We start from the raw sequence: 19,919 nt of genomic DNA, 5'->3' as shown, positions 1-19,919 counted from the left end.
AAATAAGTCGAATAGAAAAGGCGAGTTCCACTCATTTTGAGTGTGAATTCGCCTTTTTATATTGCTTAACCTAAATATTTGCTGTAGCTCTGACTCTTCCATGTGGCTATCCAGTTCATTATCAGTTCACACAAATTTGTTAGGATATGAAACATCAAAAGAGATATAGAGCATGACCAGGAGAGGAAGAGAAACAAATGAAAATATTAGAAGTTAAACATGTAAAGAAATCATATACTTTGTACGGTAAAGAAAAGGTACCAGTACTCCATGATGTGAATCTAAGCTTTGAGACAGGTGAATTCGTCTCTATTCTAGGTGAGTCTGGCTGCGGAAAGTCCACACTGATGAACATCATTGGGGGAATGGACTCCGATTATGAGGGCGAGGTCCTTGTCCGCGGAAAGAATTTAAGCACGATGACCGAAAAGGAAATGGATGATTATCGTAAGAACAATATTGGCTTCGTTTTTCAAAATTTCAATCTGATCCCGCATCTGTCAGTTTTGGAGAATGTTACAGTGGCGATGCAGATGACGGATACCAGTGAGAAGGACCGTAATAAACGTGCTATAGATATTTTGACTGAGGTAGGCTTGAAAGAGCACCTGAAAAAACGTCCCAATCAGCTGTCCGGTGGACAGAAGCAAAGAGTGTCCATCGCCCGCGCGCTAGCGAATAATCCTGATATTATTTTGGCAGATGAACCTACAGGGGCCTTGGACAAGGATACCGGCGATCAAATTTTAGCCTTATTGGACAGCATAGCCAAAAGAGGGATATTGGTCATTACCGTGACCCACTCACAGAAAGTAGCCGACTCTGGTACCCGTATCGTAAAGGTGGAAGAAGGACGGATTAAAGATGATATTCAGTTAAAGGACCGCTCTTTGATTAGTTACGATGGAGGAGAGGGGTCATCCCGGAATCTCAGTTTATTTGCATCTTTTAAAATGGCTCTGCAGAACATGAAACTCAACGCCAAACGTAATGTATTGGTAGCTTTGGGTGGGTCTATTGGTATTTTAAGCGTACTGTTGATGCTTTCCTTAGGGAATGGAATTACGAACTATATGAATGACGAAATTAATTCAAGTATGGATCCTTTACTCGTGGATATAACTAAACCCAGTGAAGAAGCTAAAGGCATGCAAGGTCCAGAGGCAATGATGTTGCCCGGCGAAACGTTTACGGCTGCCGATATTGAAACCATCCGAAATATTCCAAATGTTGATTATGTAGAAACCATCACTTCCATTTCGGGCAAATCTACTATGGTTTATGCAGATCAGACGGTTAGTCTTACACAATTAACAACCTTAACGGATGCTTTTGCTAAAGAGACGATTACCGCAGGGGCTTTTCCAGAGGGCAAAGAGATATTATTACCCGTGAAAACGGCAAGTAAATTAAGTGGAAATGACAGTCCAGAGTCTTTAGTAGGGAAATCGATTTATCTATATATTAATGAAATGGATGCTAAGCATAAACCGATCACATTGGAACAAGAAGTCACTATCTCTGGTATTTATGAAAGCACTGATCCAAGAGCGCAAATGCAACCCACGGGTTATCTTCCAGCGCAGACTTTGGAGCAAATGTATGTTGACAAGGGGATTACAATAGGTCCAATTCAAGTTAATGCTTTTGCAACCGATATGAAATATGTGAATGATATTAATGCAGCCGCTGTTGATGCTGGATTCTCAGGTTCTCAATCGGCAAAAATCATGGAGCGAATCACAACTTATGTGAATATGGCTACTATAGTTCTCTCTGGTATTGCCGGGATTTCACTTCTCGTATCAGGGATCATGATATTGGTTGTGCTATATATCAGTGTAGTGGAACGGACTAAGGAAATTGGGATTCTTCGGGCAATTGGCGCAAGGAAAAAAGATATCAAACGTATATTCTTTTCTGAATCAGCTTTATTAGGTGTATTCAGCGGTATCTTTGCGGTACTCTTTGCCATTGTCATTAGTTATGTGTTAAATATTCTCTTGGACAATGCTTTTGGAGTGAAACTTATTAATCTATCCGGTTATTATGTGTTATTTGGGATCGTTGTGAGTACCCTGATTAGTATTATCGCCGGTTTGATGCCATCCTCTAAGGCTGCCAAACTGGATCCAATGGAATCTCTACGATATGAATAAATAGGTTAGCGGAGAGGAAAATTGAGAGATGAACACGATTCTAGTGGCGGATGATGATTCTCATATCCGTAGATTAATACGATTATATCTTGAAAAAAACCAATTTTCCGTAGTGGAAGCAGCAGACGGTCAAGAGGCATTAGACATTCTAGCGCATACAAAGATCGATTTGGTGATTGTAGATGTGATGATGCCAAATGTAGATGGTATTGAATTGACCGAAGATATCCGATCTTATATCGATATTCCAATTCTGATGGTTACAGCTAGAGGAGAATCTAAGGACAAAGTCAGAGGATTTAATGCCGGATCAGATGATTATTTAGTCAAACCGTTTGATCCCATTGAATTGGTCCTGAGGGTAAAATCACTATTAAAAAGATATCATTTAACCTCCTCGAGTGTGATTCAACTAGGCGCAGTGATGATTGATCTGGGGAATTTGAACGTTGTTACGGCTCAGAGAACGGTGGAGTTGAAGAAAAAGGAATGTGAGTTGTTATTTGCTCTGGCGGGTTCGCCAGGGCAAATATTCACGCGTTCTCAGCTCATAGAAAATATTTGGGGTGTCGATTATGAAGGCGACGAGCGTACGGTAGATGTGCATATCAAACGTCTGAGAGAAAGACTTGAATCGATTCCCGAGCTAATTATTTCTACGGTAAGAGGACTTGGATACCGTCTGGAGTTGGCCTAAATGTTGAAAAAAAGCCTGCGTCTGCGTATTGTCATTACGTTCATTGGGATTGTGATCGTCAGCTTAATGATCTCTTTTTTGCTAAATGTACGGTTTTCCGAAAATAATGTGACCCCAAACCATATCTTCATTAGAGTAGCTGGAGACGTAGCCAAAGTGCTTACCCTAATCGATGATCCGGAAAAAGCACAGGCATTTACTAAACTGCTCAATAAATATGGGGTCGATATTGCGAAAGTGAGAGTGAATGAGTGGAGTGATGCTGTTTTTTCAGTGGATAAGGAGAAGGTTGCCGCTCTATTTAAGCCAGATTCCACAGACGCAGTGATGCTTAATGATAAGTCTGGTGTTGCTATTGTTGGCATTCCCATCGTAGATAAGGAGAAAGCTGCGCTCATCATTAAAATTGATTTTTCGTCGAGCTTGATCACATTCAGACGCAACGTGTTTTTTACACTTCTAACGGTCTTAGTCATTGGAAGTTTACTGATTCTCTTGATGTCCGGATTCATTGTTAAGCCTATCAAACGTCTGACGGAAGCAGCTAAAAAAATGGCATCAGGCGATTTATCTGTGCGCTTGACGCATAAAAATCAAGATGAGTTCGGGGAACTGATGGAAAGCTTTAATCATATGGCTAGTGAGCTGCAAAAGATAGACTCTGTTCGTGATGATTTTGTCAGCAATGTCTCTCATGAAATGCAGTCTCCGCTTACGTCCATTAGAGGGTTTACTAGAGCGCTGCAAGATGGTGTCGTTCCAGTAGAAGAGCAAAAAGAACATCTGGATATTATTTATCAGGAAACGCTGCGCTTATCCCGCCTAAGTGACAATCTGCTTAGATTAGCCTCGCTTGATTCAGAACATCATCCGGTTAATCTCACCACTTTTCAGCTGGATGAACAGTTAAGAAGAGCGATCGTTCTGGCGGAGCCACAATGGGCACAGAAAAACATTCAGATAGAATTGGATTTATTACCCTGCCAAATTACGGTGGATAAAGATTTGTTTGATCAAGTCTGGCAAAACCTAATCAATAATGCTATAAAATATACAAGCCAAGAGGGTATCATTCATGTCGAAATCGAGCGTTCTATAGCGTTTGTGAAGGTTTCTATTAAAGATTCTGGTCAAGGCATACCAGAGGCAGCATTGCCCCGCATTTTTGATCGTTTTTATATGGTGGATAAAGCGCGGAGCAGCGTTCATAAAGGGAATGGACTTGGATTATCTATTGTATTAAAAATTCTAAAAATGCATGATTGTAAAATAGAAGTGGAGAGCAAGGTTGGGGAAGGAACCCAGTTTATCGTCTGGATCCCTGTCTCTCAACCCTATGAATAGTTAACGGGCTGAAGCTTAAGGCAAACGCTGAGGGGGAAGATGATGATGCTAGAGCGAAATCCTATCTATCTACGCGAACTGAAGTTTACGGACTGGCAAGATGTACATGCCTATTGTTCACAAGAACGTGTATGCCGTTTTCAAGCTTGGGGTCCAAATACTGCTGATCAGACCCTTTCATTTGTGAACCAAGCAATAGAAGACTCTCAAAAAGTTCCCAGAACTCGGTTCGCGCAAGCCATAGTTGCAGTAGGAACTGAACATTTGATCGGCATGATTGAATTAAATATTAGAAGCCATACAGACAGAAGCGGCGAAATCGGCTATATTGTCCATCCTGATGCCTGGGGACAGGGAGTCGCTACAGCAGCGGCCAGACGAATGTTGAAATTTGGTTTTGAAGAACTGCAACTACATCGAATATATGCGACCTGTGACCCTAGAAATAGCGGATCATCCAAGGTACTCACCAAGATAGGTATGACCTATGAGGGAAGATTAAGGGATGCTTTGCTTATTAAAGATGGATGGCGGGATTCTTTGATGTTCAGTATGTTGGAGCATGAGTGGACGATAGCCCGCTAAAAATTAACTCTTGCTTCCGACTGGTAGATTCACTAGAATATAAGTATTAGCTTATATACTTTCAAGAGGAGGAGAGAAGGAATGCAGACACTAACGGAAATTGCTGAAGACTTGAAGCTGTTCGGAGATAAGACACGATTGGCAATGCTTTCTCTTCTGAAAGAGCGGGAATGGTGCGTGTGTGAATTCGTTGATATCTTTGACATTTCCCAGCCGGCGATTAGCCAGCATTTACGGAAATTGAAAAGTAGAGGAATCGTTAGGGAAAGCAAGCGGGGACAGTGGGTACATTATTCGTTAAATGTCGAGGATAAACCACATCTTAAGGCTGTTCTTCAACAGATGCCTAGTACCAAATCGATATTGGCTGAACTGAATAAAGAGGCTAAAGAGCCATGCTGCGACTAAATTTCAGGTAAGGATTTTTTTGATTTATATATAATCATATAGTTATATAATGATGTTGGATTGAAGTCACATGCTTATATAGGAGTGTTGAAAAAGATGTGGATTTGCAGTAAAAGGGGGATGGCACTTTGGCTATTGTAGCTATCCTTATATTTTTAGTAACTTTAATCCTTGTAATCTGGCAGCCCCGTAATTTATCAATTGGATGGTCAGCCTGCGGTGGCGCGATCATAGCTTTGCTAGCTGGGGTAGTCAGCTTTAATGATGTTCTGGATGTAACGCAGATCGTGTGGAATGCTACTTTAGCGTTTGTGGCTATTATTCTGATTTCTTTAATTCTGGATCGAATCGGATTTTTTGAATGGGCTGCTTTACATATGGCGCGGGCTGCCCGCGGGAATGGCAGACGAATGTTTGTGTATGTTATCGTTCTTGGTGCGTTAGTGTCTGCATTTTTTGCGAATGATGGAGCGGCTCTGATTCTTACGCCTATTGTGCTTGCGATGGTAAGGGCGTTGCATTTTGATGAGAAAAAAGTATTTCCGTTTATTATCGCCAGCGGTTTTATTGCCGATACCACCTCATTGCCGCTCGTGGTCAGCAATCTGGTCAATATCGTATCAGCGGATTTTTTCGGGATTACGTTTATGGAGTATGCAGGCAAGATGATTATACCTACGCTGTTCTCACTTGTGGCGAGCATCGTAGTGCTCTATTTCTTTTTTCGAAAAAGTATTCCCAAGCACTTTAACGATTCACAGCTAAAAGATCCGCATGAGGCGATTAAAGACAAAAAAATGTTCCAGCTGTCATGGATTGTATTGGCTGTTCTTTTGGTAGGGTATTTTGTCAGCGAATTTTTGGGTATTCCGGTATCTGTGGTTGCGGGGATCATAGCTATTTTGTTCCTGCTTCTCGCGAGAAGAAGCCCTTACGTCAAGGTGAAAGAAGTGATTACCGGAGCGCCTTGGGCGATTGTGTTCTTTTCTATCGGAATGTATGTCGTAGTATATGGACTTCGAAATGTTGGGCTGACGGATTTACTTGCTAAGATGATTGGGTCTATTGCTGATCAGGGCTTATTTGCCGCAACGATGGGTATGGGCTTCATAGCTGCATTGATCTCATCGCTGATGAATAATCTGCCTACCGTTCTGATTGACGCGCTTGCCATTGATGCGACGCATACCACTGGAATCATTAGAGAGGCTTTAATATATGCGAATGTTATAGGCTCGGACTTAGGACCGAAGATCACTCCGATTGGCTCACTCGCCACACTGCTGTGGCTACATGTACTTTCGGCTAAAGGCGTGAAGATTTCTTGGGGAACGTATTTTAAGACAGGTATTATTTTAACCATTCCAACGTTATTTATTACGCTTTTAGGTCTTTATATGTGGTTGTTGATTAACTAATTTGGACAGGGGAAGATCAAGATGAACAAGAGAACGATTTATTTTTTATGTACAGGGAATTCCTGCAGAAGTCAGATGGCTGAAGGCTGGGCTAAGCAATATCTAGGAGAAGAATGGAGTGTGTACAGTGCAGGTATTGAAGCTCACGGTCTAAATCCAAAAGCTGTACAAGCGATGAGCGAAGTAGGCATAGATATTTCCGGCCAGACTTCGGATATTATTGATGCTAATCTGCTGAACAATGCCGATCTGGTCATTACCTTATGCGGAGATGCTGCGGATAAATGTCCAATGACCCCTCCGCAGGTCAAACGGGAACACTGGGGCTTCGATGATCCGGCAAAAGCGCAAGGGAGTGATGAAGAGAAGTGGGCAGTGTTCCAGCATGTGCGTGACCAGATTGGTGAAAGAATCAAACAATTTGCGGAGACGGGTGAATAAGCAAAGGGAGAAAGTAACCTATTCTTTTAACTTAGGGTATTTCACCACTGGCCATTTCACTTTCCGTAAGGCATTGATCACTTCGGGCCCAACGTTCAAATTACTTTGAACCAATTCATGGGGAGTGAGAGCCATCCATTGGTTCAGAGAGACGTCGGCAAAACGGTCACTTTTGAACATTTCGAGGAACCACAACGATTCTTCTCCTGTATTCTGAATATAATGTCCAAATGCAAAAGGAACATACCCAACATCGCCAGCCCTGTAATTAAAGGTACGTGCTGCACCGTTTCCGGCAAACACAGTCATCCGTCCTTTTCCGGTAAGATAATATTGCCACTCATCGTTGTTGGGGTGCCAGTGGAGCTCTCTCATTCCTCCAGGTTCAATCTCTACCAGTGCAGCAGCCACGGTCTTGGAGACCGGAAAGTTGCTGGAGTCAACGATTCTGACGCTCCCGCCAGGAGTCTTCAATGGAGGCTGTGCCAACAGCGAATGTTTGAAGCTCTGTGGAATTTCTCCATACGGCGATTGCACCTTTTGGCTTTGTAATGAGCCGGGAACTTGATCCTGATAAATATAGACTTGTTCAGTGGGGATGGAGTCAAAGGCCTCGGCAGGTATTCCAAAGTTAGCTGAAAGTACCTCTTTAGGCGTATGGGCGAACCAATCGGAAATAGACAAGGTATTCAGATCAGAGAAGCTTCCGTCGTCGAAGACAAGGAGAAATTCACAGCCTTCTTCAAGACCTTGTATAGAGTGAGGAATACCCGGCGGAAAATACCATAGATCACCAGGTCCTACATCTGCTATAAAGTTCCGTCCATTCTGATCCACAGCAGTAATCCGAGCGCGGCCTAACAGCATATAAGACCATTCCGCTTGCTGATGCCAGTGAAGCTCTCGTACTCCACCGGGGGTCAGGCTCATATTCACACCTGCCAGTGTAGTTGCGATAGGGAGTTCTCTGACGGTTACTTCTCTGGACCAGCCACCATGATTAAGCTGCATATGCGCATCAGAGAAAGAAAATTTCAAATTGGGAACCAGGCCCGCATCAGTCACCGGAGGAACGAACATATCCGGATTCTCAAGATCCCGCATAACATCGCGGGGTCCTTTATCTAATCCCCCTGTGCCATCGCTTCGGATGGGCTGGGGGATGTTTGTTTTGTTTGCCGAATCCTGTCCAGCAGAAGTCATAAGAGGTTCTCCTTTCTTGTTCCTTAAGAGTTCAATGAAAATATATGCGGAATGCTGTCTTTTATGATGGATAGCAGAAGTGGTACAAGTTGACATGTGTAGGGTCATCATTGATTATTACTAATAGAGGCTAAGGTTCTAGATGAACTGGAGAGGGGTTTGTGATGATTCACATCAAGGAGTCCTTACAACGATTAGGGAAAATAAAAGCTTACGTAATAGGTCTATTAGTGATTATGTTCGCCGCGGGATCTGCGGTTACACCTACATCGGTGTCGGCAGCTGTCCAGTTAGGGACACAGGTAATGCCACTGTCATACGGGGGATAATACGTGCTTTTTCCAGGTAAACTCGCCCCTTATTTCAAAGCAGGTAAATTAATGGTGCCGATTCGAGCCTTCTCCAATGCGATTGGCGCAGATTTGCTCTATGACGCTCTGAGCAAGAGTATTACTGTTTCACTGCTGGACCGATCGGTAGGAAATATTAAAGCAGGGCAGCTAGAGGCAGATTTTAATGGGGAGACCGTAGATTCATTAGGCGTTGCTCCAGAGATAAAGGATGGCACTCTGTTTGTTCCGGCGTCTCCCATTTTAGAAGGGCTTAAGTCTTTTCGCTGGGAAGTGCAATTTAATAATGTGAATAAATTAACCCTTGGTATTGGAGCCAGAAAAGGGGAGGAATGGGTGAAGCCTGAGGCAGATCGTGCGCTTGCTCCTTATCCACTCGAAACGACAGCACATCCGTATCCGTTATATCCTACTATGCTAACGCAGGCTCAATCCGGGAAAGAATATAGATTGACCTTAGGCGTGCAAAATACCTCCGGATTCATCATCCCTAAAGGAAACGCTGAATTAGAGCTGGTGAGTGTGGACAGTAAAGGGAATTCTTTTTATCAAACGTTGAAAGGACCTGATTCCTCAACCGCCAAGACGGCATTATTATCATTTTCCGTTAACATACCAACAGAGGCTGAATACGTCATTTTCAGGTCACGCACCTTGAGAGCGCAATAAGGCAATTGCTATAGATTATTCCAACAAGCTAGACAGAGAGCGGGTAAAGAAACAGATGACAGGTAACAAAGAACAGCAATATCGCTTCAGCGAAGCACCGATTTGGGAATTGCAACGAACATATTATGAAGAGCAGGGATTAAAGGCTTGGAATAATGATCAGGTCCCGCAGTACATTACGAGTAACCCTATGATTGCGACAGCATACGCAGAGATGATCTTTGGATTTCTGCAAGACCGGGCTGGACAAGGGCATCTCTCAGAGACCGTTACGATTCTAGAACTTGGAGCAGGAGCAGGCCGGTTAGCCTTCCATGTGCTTAAAAAGTTATGTGAAATCGTAGACTACGCAGATATTCCTCTTCCTCCTTTTCGTTATGTGATGAGTGATTTGCCTTCCAAAAATATATCCAGCTGGCAGCAGCACCCGAGCCTACTTCCTTACGTAGAGCAGGGTATTTTGGACTTCGCTCGTTTTGATGCTGTGCAGGATGTAGAACTACATTTAGTACACGCTAAGCTCAGCATTCGGCCGGGTGATTTACAGCAGCCATTGGTGATTGTGGCAAATTACTTTTTTGACAGCATTCCGCAAGAATTAATTTATGTGGATGAAGGAAAAATATATGAATGTGAGGTTTCGATCCAGTATTCGGCGGAAGTTGATCCGGATAACCCCTCCGATGCGCTCGGCAAAATCATCCCGCAGTACCATTATAGGCGTGCGGCTAGTTATGAAGAGGAGACTTATCCCTATCATGACGTTATAGCGCTTTATCAGCAGAAGCTGGAGGATTCACATATACTCTTTCCGGTGGTGGGGCTTACTTGTCTGGAGCGGCTTGCGCGGCTCTCTACAGAGGGATTCGTGCTGCTTACAGCGGATAAGGGAGACCATCGCTTAGAGAACTGGGAATTTGCAGAACCTCCATTGCTGATTCATCACGGAAGCTTCTCTTTGACCGCGAATTATCATGCGATAGAGCATGTGCTGAAACAAAAAGGGGCGCATTCAATATTCACCAGTCATCACTATAAAAACCTGAACATCGGCTGTATTCTTATGCTACCAACACCGCTGAGCTATACAAACACTCGGCTGGGTTACAAGCGGTTTATAGAACGTTTTGGCCCGGATGATTTCTTTAGTATGAAGGAATGGATGGATCAGCAATTAGATACGATGGGGCTGCAGCAAATTTTGGCCTTTTGGCGTTTGGGTGGGTATGATGCTGAATGGTTTATCCATAGCGCTGAACAGATTTCGGAGCTGCTGCCGGGTGCCAGTGATGAAGAAATGCTGGATCTACAGCGAGGTATACAGTTGATGTGGACGGGCTATTATCCGATGGAACAGAGTTATGATCTGTCGCTAGATGCGGGGTTGCTGCTGTATGAAATGGATAAATTCGCGGAAGCATTGGGTTACTTAGAACGCTCCATGCATGCGAGCACGGAAGAACCATTGGCATCAGTGCTTTATAGCATGGCAATTTGTAACTACGAGCTAGGAGCTGAAGCTGCTGCATTGGAATACGCGCGTAGAGCTTTGGCTGCAGAGCCTGACAATGAAGTAGTATTGGAACTTCTAGCGGCGCTGAGCGGGGAATAAGCACATTTACATAGGGTTATCTTTTTGGTATCCTATACAAAATAATCAAACGCGATGACGAGAAGAGTACATGAAATCATTCCTTCACAGAGAGCCCTGGATGATGAGAACAGGGTAAGGGGGATTTTATCGAAACAAGCCTCTGAGGGGCATATCGGAACCGGATTAAGGGGATGATATGACGGGAGCTCCTGTTATAGAGCTAGAGTATAAGCACTGCTTAAGATGTTTTGCCGTACTTGATGAGATTAATATGGCGACATATTAATGAACCTGGGGTGGTACCGCGAGAATTTCGTCCCCAAGACCATAAGTCTTGGAGGTGAGGTTCTTTTTATTTTGCAGATTAAGCAGGCGGATATCACTTATAAACAGGAGGTAACACCAATGAACGAGGAACCGGAAGTATTAGCAGAGAGTTACATCGACAGATTGATTCAAGAAGAGCTGGAAGCAGGGACTTACAGTAGAGATATTTGCACGAGATTCCCACCGGAGCCTAACGGGTATCTGCATATTGGCAGTGCGTATGCTATTCATACGAACTATACGACTGCGAAAAAGTATGGCGGGAAGTTCCATTTGCGCTTTGATGACACCAATCCTTTAAAAGAGGATCTGGAGTATGTAAATGCCATCATCGAAGATATTCAATGGATGGGCTATCCACCGGACTATATTTTTTATGGATCAGACTATTCTGAGAAAATATACAATAGCGCAGTTACGTTAATCCGAAAAGGAAAGGCGTATGTCTGTGATTTATCACCTGAAGAGGTGACAGCCTATAGAGGGACGCTTACGGAGCCGGGAAAAAACAGCCCGTTCCGGGAGCGTTCTGTGGAAGAGAATTTGCGGTTATTTACGGAGATGAAAGCTGGAGATTATCCAACGGGAGCCAGAGTGTTGCGGGCTAAAATAGATATGAGCTCACCTAATATCAACTTACGTGATCCGGTGATTTACAGAATCATTCATGCGGAGCATTATAGAACGGGTAACGAATGGTGTATCTATCCGATGTATGATTTTGCCCATCCTATACAAGATGCTATCGAAGGGATTACGTATTCCTTATGCTCGATTGAATTTAAGGATCATCGGCCGCTCTATGAGTGGGTATTGAAGGAGCTGGATATCCCTGAGGCTCCTAAGCAAAGAGAGTTTGGACGGGTGAACATCACCGGAGTTGTGACGAGTAAACGGTATATCAGACAGCTGGTTACAGGCCATTATGTGGATGGCTGGGATGACCCGAGACTTCCTACGCTTCGCGGTTTACGCAGAAGAGGTTTTACGCCGGAGAGTATCCGGAATTTTGTGAAGGAAATTGGCTTTGTCAGAAATAGCACCATTGTGGATATTGCCATGTTAGAGCATGCGCTTAGACAAGATTTGAAGGCAAAGGTTCCAAGTGTGATGGCTGTTCTTAAGCCTTTAAAAGTGGTCATTACTAATTATCCTGAAGATCATAACGAATGGCTGACGATTGAGAATAACAGTGAAGATAAGTCACTTGGAGAAAGAGAGGTTCCTTTTTCACGGATCCTTTATATTGAACAAGAAGATTTCATGGAGGAGCCGCCAAAAGGGTATCACAGGCTGACTATGGGGAACGAAGTAAGGCTGAAGGGTGCTTATTTCATAAAGTGCAATGAAGTAATCAAGGATGAAGTTACCGGAGAAATCCTAGAGCTTCGCTGCACCTATGATCCGAGAACGAAGAGCGGAAGCGGGTTTAATGAACGGAAGGTTAAGGCAACCATTCACTGGGTATCGGCAGACCAGGCTATCAAGGCTGATGTTCATCTATATGAGCGTCTGCTGAAAGATAACGACGGTCCTAAAGAAGACGGTGAGCGCTGGGACGCGTATCTTAATCCAGATTCCTTAACGGTCCTGAAGGATTGTTTGCTGGAGCCATCGATGGGCAACGCAAGACCAGAGGATAAGTTTCAATTGATCCGGCATGGATTTTTCTGCGTGGATAAGAAGTATACCACGGCAGATAAGCTGGTGCTGAACCGGATAGTACCGCTGAAGGACACATGGAAGAAAAATTCATAAGCAGCTTAAGCTGGGCGAAGATCGGGTAATTCCTGATCATCGTCCAGCTTTTTTTGTGCCTAGTCGTTGGTGAACAAGCAAATGAAAATTCCATATGAAACATGTTTACATTTTTCAGAAATAAGCATATACTTTAAATATAAGTTGCACAGGGGAAACTTTCGTGTATATAGACAACTTTTTCAGGGCAAGAGGAGGAATTGAAATGCTCGAACAAACTTTAGTAGAACAACCACATATAAAACAACATAAGAACTCGATTTCAGCACAAGCCGTACTTAACGGGGAGATCAAAGGGATTAAACGATTACTTCCTTTTCTAGGCCCAGCTTTTATCGCTGCTGTTGCTTATCTGGATCCAGGTAATTTTGCCACCAATATTACGGCGGGCTCCAAATATGGATATCTCTTATTGTGGGTGATCGTGGCCTCTAATCTAATGGCTGTGCTAATCCAAGCGTTATCCGCCAAGCTGGGGATTGCGACAGGCAAGAACTTGCCTGAGATCGCCCATGATCGTTTTCCGAAGAGTGTATCGATCTTCTTATGGATTCAAAGTGAGCTAGTGATTATAGCTACGGATCTGGCAGAGTTTATCGGGGCGGCATTAGGACTATATCTCTTATTTGATATTCCGATGCTGCCAGCAGCACTGATTACTGCGGTGGGCTCATTTGCTATCTTAGAGCTGCAACGCCGGGGATATCGCTCCTTAGAGGCAGGGATTGCCGCGATGATCCTTATAGTCGTATTAGCCTTCGCTTTTCAAGTTATTGTAGCTAAACCGGATATGGGAGCAGTTGCCGTAGGCATGTTTACACCTAAGTTTGAAGGGGTGGACAGCATCCTATTGGCCGCAGGAATTCTAGGTGCAACCGTGATGCCACATGCGATTTACCTGCATTCATCACTTACACAGAACCGTATCGTCGGGGTGAATGAATCGGAGAAAAAACAGATTTTCAAATTGGAATTTATAGATATTATTATTGCGATGATTATCGCAGGTGCAGTAAATCTGGCTATGGTTATTGTCTCCGCGGCATTGTTTTTCAAAAATGGTCTCGTGGTTGAGGATCTGGATGTCGCGTTTCAACAATTTGGTCACTTAGCTGGGCCAGTAACGGCGATCTCGTTTGGGTTGGGACTACTCATTGCGGGACTGTCGAGTTCCTCCGTAGGGACTATGGCTGGCGATGTGGTTATGCAAGGCTTCATCAACAAAAGAATTAACCTGTACTTGCGCCGTGCGATTACCATCATTCCGCCACTAGCGATCATTGGTTTTGGTGTGAATCCAACCAAAGCACTCGTGATCAGTCAGGTGATCCTGTCCTTTGGGATTGCGTTCGCGTTGATTCCGCTGGTTGTGTTTACAAGCAATCGCCAGATTATGGGCGGGTTAGTGAATCGCAAAATGACAGCCACTCTGGGCTGGATTATCTCCGGTCTGGTTGTATCGTTGAACTTGTTCTTGGTCTATCAAATGCTCGTATAAGGAAGCAGTCAAAAGAGCCCGACCCACAGATCTCCTGAGATCATACCTGAGAGATACATGGGTCGGGCTTTTTTTGGAGTGTTGTTCCAGCCAGTTATTTAAAATAATCCGCAACGCCTTCAGCGATGGCTTTAGCCGCTTTTTTCTGATAGGAGGCCTTGCGGACAATGGACTCGTCTGTAGGATTGGTAAGGAATCCAAGCTCAACCAAGGTAGCTGGAATCCGATTCTCCCTTAGGATGTGATAATCGCCAAAGGACAACCCGTTGCTTTTCAGACCGATGCCTTGCCCCAGCCGGGTTTCAATCGCCCGCGCCAGCTTCAAATCATCCGCTTCTGAATAAAAGAAGGTCAACGTTCCGGACACATTTTTAGGTGAAGAATTATAATGAACGCTTACAAAAGCATCAGCACGCAGGGCTTGGCTCATCTGAACACGACGAGCTAACGTCGGCTTCTGATCGTCTCGGGTGCGCGTCATCTCTACCCGTGCTCCTTTAGCAACAAGAGCATCGCGGACATAAAGTGCAGTATGCAGATTCAAATCTTTTTCCATGGTGTTATATGTAGTGCCAAGCATGCCCGGATCACTGCCGCCATGACCAGGATCGATGACGATCAGCTTTCCTCGTAGTCCGCCTTTATGCTGGACGGTGCTTATGCTGCTTGTACTGCTTGTACTGCTTGATGTGCTTCCACTTCGGATATACTGCTCTGCCACCCAACCAGTTTCACCGCTGACTGTGCGAATTCGAGCCCAGCCGTTCTGATGAAGAAGGAGAGTGACTGTATCCTTGGCTTTTAAAGAACCGAGCACCTTATAGTGAGTTCCTGGGCCACTTCGGATGCGCAGAGAATCAGCCGTGACTGTAGCCTTTGAAGTTCTACTAGAAGTATTGGCTGATGTTGACGAGGCAGTATTGGTTTTAGTAGCAATAGACGTTCCAGAAGCGCTGGATTGCAGGGAGTTGCTGTTCACCTTTTTTAGGTAATAACCCGCTACCCAGCCAGAGGTGCTCCCCGCCTTAACCATTAACCATCCGTGCTGCTCATCAGTCACAGTAACCCGAGCCCCATTCTTAATTGATCCTACAACAGTTGCATTCTTAGCCGGTTCATCGCGTACATTTAAAGAACTCGCATATACCTGTGCGGTATAACTTCCCGCTGCTGTCTTTGCTTCAGCAGACTGTGGCGCTGCTATACCCAAAAGGCAAGCTGTGAGCAGGGTGACACCTATCATTTTGTTCATAGTATCCTCGCTTTTTGAGAGTAGTCGTAATTCCTTACCCAATTTACGAGGTTTAGAATAATATTTTTTGAGAATATGGCCTCTTTTCTGGTGGTCTAAAGACTTGTATAATTATTACATATCGGGAAAGAGGATGAAGGAGCATTGCCGTGACTAAACCAAAGCTATTCATTGGATCTTCCAGGGAGTCTATACGTTATGCAAGAGCGATTCATGAGCAGCTGAAGAGGGATGCTGAAGTGCATCCTTGGTATGCCAACGCTTTTCGGGCGAATGAATACACTATGGAGGCGTTGGAGCGAAATTTGGATGAGAGCGATTTTGCCGTATTTGTGTTCTCGCCAGATGATGTCGCCAAAATCCGTGGTAAATATTATTATGTGACCCGCGATAATACGGGGTTTGAAATGGGTTTGTTTTGGGCTAGATTACGGCGCAGCCGTGTTTTTTGTCTAGTGCCTGATCAGGTAACTGCGCGTGATGATCTCATCCCTGGAGAAAATGTAGAAGAATATCATCTGCTATCTGATTTAGCGGGAATTACATCTTTAGAGTATGAAGTGCATCACGATAATCCTACGGCTGCTGTGGATGTGAGCTGTGGTAAGATTATTGATAGTATTCAAGAACGTGGAAGATTCCGTGACCCGCTTAAAGATTTAGAGCAGCTAAAGATGGATTTAAGGCGCAAGGAAAGTATCCTTCATTTTTTTTGGCAATATAATAGTAATGTGACCATCTCCGAGAATGGAGATAAATATCACGCACTTAGTGAGGCGATACGCAATTCCTTTTTACCTCCGAAGCATTGTCGTGTAATCGGTGCAGCCATCTGGCAGGCACAAGAGAAGGAACAACTTGTTCAGGTGGGGGGGAATGTCGGACGCGGTCACTCCTATCCCTTGTCTGTAACGAAAGGGAATGAGAAGCAGCCTAGTGTGGTAGATGCATTTTTATCGAGTAAATGGACTTTTTTTCAACGCACGGAAGTTGCAGAGGTATATATCCTATGCTATCCTCTAGGTAAGAAGTATGTTCTTTCCGTTCATTTCTCAGGAAGTGATGGATTATCTGCAGATGATCTTAAGGCGGTAGTTGGGAATAATCAGGATTTATTCCGTACCATCAATCATTTAGTAGGAGAGGATTCAGCATGAAGAGAATAAAAGGTATTAACAGCTTATCCGATGCTGTTCTCCGATCTGCGAGTGGTGGGAGCAGGAGTGCAGGCGGCGATGACAAAAGCACCAAAAGAAAAGCGGGCTCGAGTCATTCTGCTCAGCAGCCAGCTTCAGCTCAGATTTATACTGCACCTTCTTTGGACGGCGGAGACGACGAATATAAGAAGCTTATCAGCGGAAAAGTAGATAATAATAAACCATCCTTTGCGTGATTTTTTTTATAAAAAGGGGGCCTCAGCCGTTGGCTTGAGGGCCCCTTTTTGGTATTCCATTCTAACGGCTGTTCTTCTTGGCGATCTCACGCCGTACTACAGGTGCAACCTCTGTTGCCAAAAGTTCAATGGCTTTGGCTACCTGAGCGTAAGGAAGGCCGCCGATATCGAGCTGAGTCATAAAGCGGCTATGACCGAACAGCTCATGCTGATAGAGAATTTTTTCGATAATTTGCTGCGGGCTGCCCACAGCCATCGTGTTATCAGCAGATACATATCGCCCAAAGTCATCACGAGACACCTTGTACTCTTGACCCGGTTTTGGACTGATAGAGTTACGGTAACTATAGTAGTAAGGGTAATATTCATCCAAAGCCTGCTGTGAGGTTTCAGCAATGTAACCGTGGCTAGTGATCGCAATCTTTAGATCCTCAGGTGGATGTCCTGCTTGAATTCCGGCACGCCGATAGGTTGCGGCAAGCTCTTGAAAAGGCTCTGGACTGCCGCTTAGGATGGCGATAGCCATTCCGGTCCCGAGCATCCCGGCCTTCTCCGCGCTTTCTGGAGAACCGCCTACACCAATCCAGAGCGGAAGATTCTCTTGCAATGGACGTGGAGCAATCTCCGAATTCTTCAGCGATGAACGGAAGGCGCCCTCCCAGTTCATAACTTCATGTTTGTTAAGCTCCAAGAGTAGATTGATATTCTCGGAGAATAGACGGTGATAATCTTCAAGCTCATACCCGAAGAGCGGAAAAGACTCCACAAAAGCACCACGCCCCGCAATAATCTCTGCACGTCCATTTGACAGCAAATCAAGTGTGGCGAAATCCTCGAACACCCGTACAGGATCAATGGTGCTTAATACGGTTGTTGCGCTCGTTAGTTTAATTCTGTTAGTAACCTGAGAAATGGCAGCCAGCACCACTGGCACCGAAGAAATTACAAAATCAAGACGATGATGCTCACCTACACCAAATACATCAAGTCCCGCCTCATCTGCCAGCTTAGCTGCAGCTACAACTTCGTCGAGACGTTGTTTTGGACTGATCTTCTTCCCTGTATGACAATCCGCTACGATGTCTCCTAAGGTATAGATACCAAATTCAAAATCGGATGCTGGTGCTGCGGTTGCTTCGTTACTCATGCTCACAAACCCCTTGTTATTCATATATTTGCTAAAGCCTGTCCGTGTATGGAGGAATGTGATTATTATAACACAATGACTTACAAAATGTAAGTTTGTGAGTAAATGTTTTGATTTCTTCTGTTGTTTTTGACAAAATGGAATAATAATCCATAAGGATTATTTCCTGCTCGTCCAATATTATTATATTTGATTTTAAGAAGCTATCCAAATGAGGCAGTTACTTATATGAGGAGGAGTTTGGTGGTGAGAGGAACAATATTGAAATCTTATCTTCGTACTGCGGTTATTGGTTTAGGGGTATTGCTTATGGTAAATCCGGTACAAGCAGCTGCGGTTGATCCACACACCTCTTTTATAGGCTCGAATGGTGATGATTACTATGCAAACCTGCCTGCTGCGAAGGTTGAATGGTCAACAACAATGGATTTGCCAGCTTTGAAAGATGTGCCGTCGGATTATATCATGGGTAAGGGTGTTGTTGCAGTCGGAGCGGGCAAAGCTTTTATCCTTCAAAAGGGTCAGCTTTTAGCAATTAACGTCCAGACTGGAAAAGTAATGTGGAAATACGGCTCCAAATTAACAACGCCGCTGCTCTATCAGGATGGCGTGGCTTACGTCACTTCGGAGGCAGGTACGATCTATGCAGTTAACGCGGCTACGGGCAAAAATAAATGGAGCTCATCGGCAACCAGTAAAGGTGTCAGTAAATTGTTAATTGATAAAGAGCAGCTATTCGCTGCTAATGGCGATATTCAAGCCTACAATCTGAAAGATGGCAAGTTGCAGTGGCGCGATAATTTCAGCGAAATGCTGTTTGAACCATTTATGGTTGAGGGGAATCTGGTGCTAGCTCAAAACTCAGAGTCCGGAGCGTATACGTATGACATTTTACATGCGTTTGATCGAACAACAGGTAAAGAGCTTTGGAATAGTGGTAATCATAGTCTTCCGATTGCAGCAGAGGGGACTACGCTTATCTCACAACGGGAAGCTACATTGGTAGACCCTCTTCCTTTGACGACACTCGATCATTTGGATGTGAAGACAGGTAAGCTTGTAAAGGCTGTAGAGTATAACCCCACTCATATAGATCCTAATCATCCGAAACCAGAAGAAGAATATATGACTAGCGGAGGCAGAGCCTGGATCATTGGGGACAGGATATATATTGGGGGACAAAAAGGAGTCTATGGCTACCCAGTAGATGTTGATCCAGCTGCCGTAACACGAGATAATTATTCGTATGAATCCATCGGAGCTAAGTTATCCTACGCGGCGGGTCCTTATGATGGAAGAATTCTTTTTAGTAACGAACAGAGCATCTATGGTGTTAAAATGTCTAATAAATCTGTGTTCCAGTACGGAGGAATCAGCAATCCGATTGCCCGCTTCGATCTGCTCGGACATGGCATGTATGTTGCCCAGACCGATGGGAAATTGGTTGCTATTGATCTAATTACCGCCAAACCTATCGTGCAGCTCAAAACATCAGGTAGAGTATTCGGCCCAACCTTGCTGGAGGATGGGATGATTATTGTGCAGAGTAAAGGGAAGTTAACTGCTTTCAAGGAGCCTCAGGCTCTGAAAATGAAATAATCGAATCTACAACGGCTCTCCGATAAACATCCGGCAGAGTCGTTTTTTAGTGGAATGATTCCACAATCCCAGTGCGA

At 44.3% G+C, this 19,919-nt stretch carries 18 protein-coding genes and 1 other annotated feature; of the genes, 15 read left to right on the top strand and 3 right to left on the bottom strand.

The features are described from left to right. Window positions 1–197: 197 nt before the first annotated feature. The 7 genes from NST58_RS28870 (at window position 198) to arsC (ending at window position 7,052) form a co-directional block, all read left to right on the top strand. Entirely contained in the window at window positions 198–2,159 is a 1,962-nt protein-coding gene (locus tag NST58_RS28870; protein ID WP_076128781.1) for an ABC transporter ATP-binding protein/permease, read from the top strand. Window positions 2,160–2,187: 28 nt separating this feature from the next. Continuing rightward, the gene (locus NST58_RS28865) at window positions 2,188–2,856 is read left to right on the top strand and encodes a response regulator transcription factor (RefSeq protein ID WP_076128780.1); all 669 of its coding nucleotides are present in this window, start codon (window positions 2,188–2,190) and stop codon (window positions 2,854–2,856) included. Then, entirely contained in the window at window positions 2,857–4,200 is a 1,344-nt protein-coding gene (locus NST58_RS28860; RefSeq protein WP_076277125.1) for a HAMP domain-containing sensor histidine kinase, read from the top strand. A 39-nt stretch (window positions 4,201–4,239) separates the two neighbouring features. After that, a complete protein-coding gene (locus NST58_RS28855; protein ID WP_339245058.1) occupies window positions 4,240–4,785 on the top strand; it encodes a GNAT family protein in 546 nt (181 codons plus the stop codon). Window positions 4,786–4,866: 81 nt separating this feature from the next. Beyond that, window positions 4,867–5,193 carry a metalloregulator ArsR/SmtB family transcription factor gene (locus NST58_RS28850; RefSeq protein WP_036680319.1) on the top strand — a complete coding sequence of 109 codons (327 nt, stop codon included), beginning with the start codon at window positions 4,867–4,869 and terminating at the stop codon, window positions 5,191–5,193. Between the two features lie 128 nt (window positions 5,194–5,321). Then, window positions 5,322–6,611 (top strand): arsenic transporter, encoded by a 1,290-nt coding sequence (locus NST58_RS28845; protein ID WP_076128777.1) that lies wholly within the window; start codon window positions 5,322–5,324, stop codon window positions 6,609–6,611. Between the two features lie 21 nt (window positions 6,612–6,632). Continuing rightward, entirely contained in the window at window positions 6,633–7,052 is a 420-nt protein-coding gene (gene arsC, locus NST58_RS28840) for an arsenate reductase (thioredoxin) (protein WP_076280270.1), read from the top strand. An 18-nt stretch (window positions 7,053–7,070) separates the two neighbouring features. Here the strand turns inward: arsC and NST58_RS28835 are convergent, their stop codons facing one another. Then, window positions 7,071–8,255, bottom strand: a complete 1,185-nt coding sequence (locus NST58_RS28835; protein ID WP_076128773.1) for an oxalate decarboxylase family bicupin — start codon at window positions 8,253–8,255, stop codon at window positions 7,071–7,073. A gap of 164 nt (window positions 8,256–8,419) precedes the next feature. Here NST58_RS28835 and NST58_RS28830 point away from each other — a divergent pair, with 164 nt between their 5' ends. From NST58_RS28830 to NST58_RS28810, 5 genes are all read left to right on the top strand, one after another. Further along, a complete protein-coding gene (locus tag NST58_RS28830) occupies window positions 8,420–8,584 on the top strand; it encodes a hypothetical protein (protein WP_339245055.1) in 165 nt (54 codons plus the stop codon). 3 nt (window positions 8,585–8,587) lie between these two features. Next, window positions 8,588–9,274, top strand: a complete 687-nt coding sequence (locus NST58_RS28825; protein WP_339245052.1) for a copper amine oxidase N-terminal domain-containing protein — start codon at window positions 8,588–8,590, stop codon at window positions 9,272–9,274. A 55-nt stretch (window positions 9,275–9,329) separates the two neighbouring features. After that, entirely contained in the window at window positions 9,330–10,886 is a 1,557-nt protein-coding gene (locus NST58_RS28820; RefSeq protein WP_339245049.1) for an SAM-dependent methyltransferase, read from the top strand. 45 nt (window positions 10,887–10,931) lie between these two features. Continuing rightward, window positions 10,932–11,192: a binding site (T-box leader), on the top strand. Between the two features lie 81 nt (window positions 11,193–11,273). Continuing rightward, on the top strand, window positions 11,274–12,953 hold the full coding sequence (locus NST58_RS28815; RefSeq protein WP_339245046.1) for a glutamine--tRNA ligase/YqeY domain fusion protein: 1,680 nt from the start codon (window positions 11,274–11,276) through the stop codon (window positions 12,951–12,953). Window positions 12,954–13,158: 205 nt separating this feature from the next. After that, window positions 13,159–14,451, top strand: coding sequence for an Nramp family divalent metal transporter (locus NST58_RS28810; RefSeq protein ID WP_076219332.1), 1,293 nt, complete (start codon window positions 13,159–13,161; stop codon window positions 14,449–14,451). Between the two features lie 94 nt (window positions 14,452–14,545). Here the strand turns inward: NST58_RS28810 and NST58_RS28805 are convergent, their stop codons facing one another. Next, window positions 14,546–15,703: an N-acetylmuramoyl-L-alanine amidase gene (locus NST58_RS28805; RefSeq protein ID WP_312151008.1), complete on the bottom strand. Its 1,158-nt coding sequence runs from the start codon at window positions 15,701–15,703 to the stop codon at window positions 14,546–14,548. A gap of 149 nt (window positions 15,704–15,852) precedes the next feature. Between NST58_RS28805 and NST58_RS28800 the strand changes: the two genes are divergently transcribed. Together NST58_RS28800 and NST58_RS28795 are read left to right on the top strand one after the other, a co-directional pair. Continuing rightward, window positions 15,853–16,860 (top strand): TIR domain-containing protein, encoded by a 1,008-nt coding sequence (locus NST58_RS28800; protein ID WP_175617364.1) that lies wholly within the window; start codon window positions 15,853–15,855, stop codon window positions 16,858–16,860. After that, window positions 16,857–17,096 (top strand): hypothetical protein, encoded by a 240-nt coding sequence (locus NST58_RS28795; RefSeq protein ID WP_036680302.1) that lies wholly within the window; start codon window positions 16,857–16,859, stop codon window positions 17,094–17,096. The genes NST58_RS28800 and NST58_RS28795 overlap by 4 nt, the downstream gene beginning before the upstream one ends. Window positions 17,097–17,157: 61 nt before the next feature. On the opposite strand, the gene NST58_RS28790 is transcribed toward NST58_RS28795, so the two are convergent. Beyond that, complete coding sequence (locus NST58_RS28790; protein ID WP_076128762.1) at window positions 17,158–18,243, bottom strand: LLM class flavin-dependent oxidoreductase; 1,086 nt, start codon at window positions 18,241–18,243, stop codon at window positions 17,158–17,160. A 246-nt stretch (window positions 18,244–18,489) separates the two neighbouring features. Between NST58_RS28790 and NST58_RS28785 the strand changes: the two genes are divergently transcribed. Beyond that, on the top strand, window positions 18,490–19,842 hold the full coding sequence (locus tag NST58_RS28785) for a PQQ-binding-like beta-propeller repeat protein (RefSeq protein ID WP_339245043.1): 1,353 nt from the start codon (window positions 18,490–18,492) through the stop codon (window positions 19,840–19,842). Window positions 19,843–19,919: the final 77 nt, after the last annotated feature.

It is taken from the genome of Paenibacillus sp. FSL R10-2796 (genome assembly GCF_037965315.1).
Lineage (GTDB): Bacteria > Bacillota > Bacilli > Paenibacillales > Paenibacillaceae > Paenibacillus_AQ > Paenibacillus_AQ odorifer.
This window is presented reverse-complemented; position numbering and strand designations above follow the sequence as displayed.

Coding starts and splice junctions, on each gene's coding strand:
- NST58_RS28870 (WP_076128781.1), top strand. CDS start 198: ATGAAAATATTAGAAGTTAAACATGTAAAGAAATCATATACTTTGTAC.
- NST58_RS28865 (WP_076128780.1), top strand. CDS start 2,188: ATGAACACGATTCTAGTGGCGGATGATGATTCTCATATCCGTAGATTA.
- NST58_RS28860 (WP_076277125.1), top strand. CDS start 2,857: ATGTTGAAAAAAAGCCTGCGTCTGCGTATTGTCATTACGTTCATTGGG.
- NST58_RS28855 (WP_339245058.1), top strand. CDS start 4,240: ATGATGATGCTAGAGCGAAATCCTATCTATCTACGCGAACTGAAGTTT.
- NST58_RS28850 (WP_036680319.1), top strand. CDS start 4,867: ATGCAGACACTAACGGAAATTGCTGAAGACTTGAAGCTGTTCGGAGAT.
- arsC (WP_076280270.1), top strand. CDS start 6,633: ATGAACAAGAGAACGATTTATTTTTTATGTACAGGGAATTCCTGCAGA.
- NST58_RS28835 (WP_076128773.1), bottom strand. CDS start 8,255: ATGACTTCTGCTGGACAGGATTCGGCAAACAAAACAAACATCCCCCAG.
- NST58_RS28830 (WP_339245055.1), top strand. CDS start 8,420: ATGATTCACATCAAGGAGTCCTTACAACGATTAGGGAAAATAAAAGCT.
- NST58_RS28820 (WP_339245049.1), top strand. CDS start 9,330: ATGACAGGTAACAAAGAACAGCAATATCGCTTCAGCGAAGCACCGATT.
- NST58_RS28815 (WP_339245046.1), top strand. CDS start 11,274: ATGAACGAGGAACCGGAAGTATTAGCAGAGAGTTACATCGACAGATTG.
- NST58_RS28810 (WP_076219332.1), top strand. CDS start 13,159: ATGCTCGAACAAACTTTAGTAGAACAACCACATATAAAACAACATAAG.
- NST58_RS28805 (WP_312151008.1), bottom strand. CDS start 15,703: ATGAACAAAATGATAGGTGTCACCCTGCTCACAGCTTGCCTTTTGGGT.
- NST58_RS28795 (WP_036680302.1), top strand. CDS start 16,857: ATGAAGAGAATAAAAGGTATTAACAGCTTATCCGATGCTGTTCTCCGA.
- NST58_RS28790 (WP_076128762.1), bottom strand. CDS start 18,243: ATGAGTAACGAAGCAACCGCAGCACCAGCATCCGATTTTGAATTTGGT.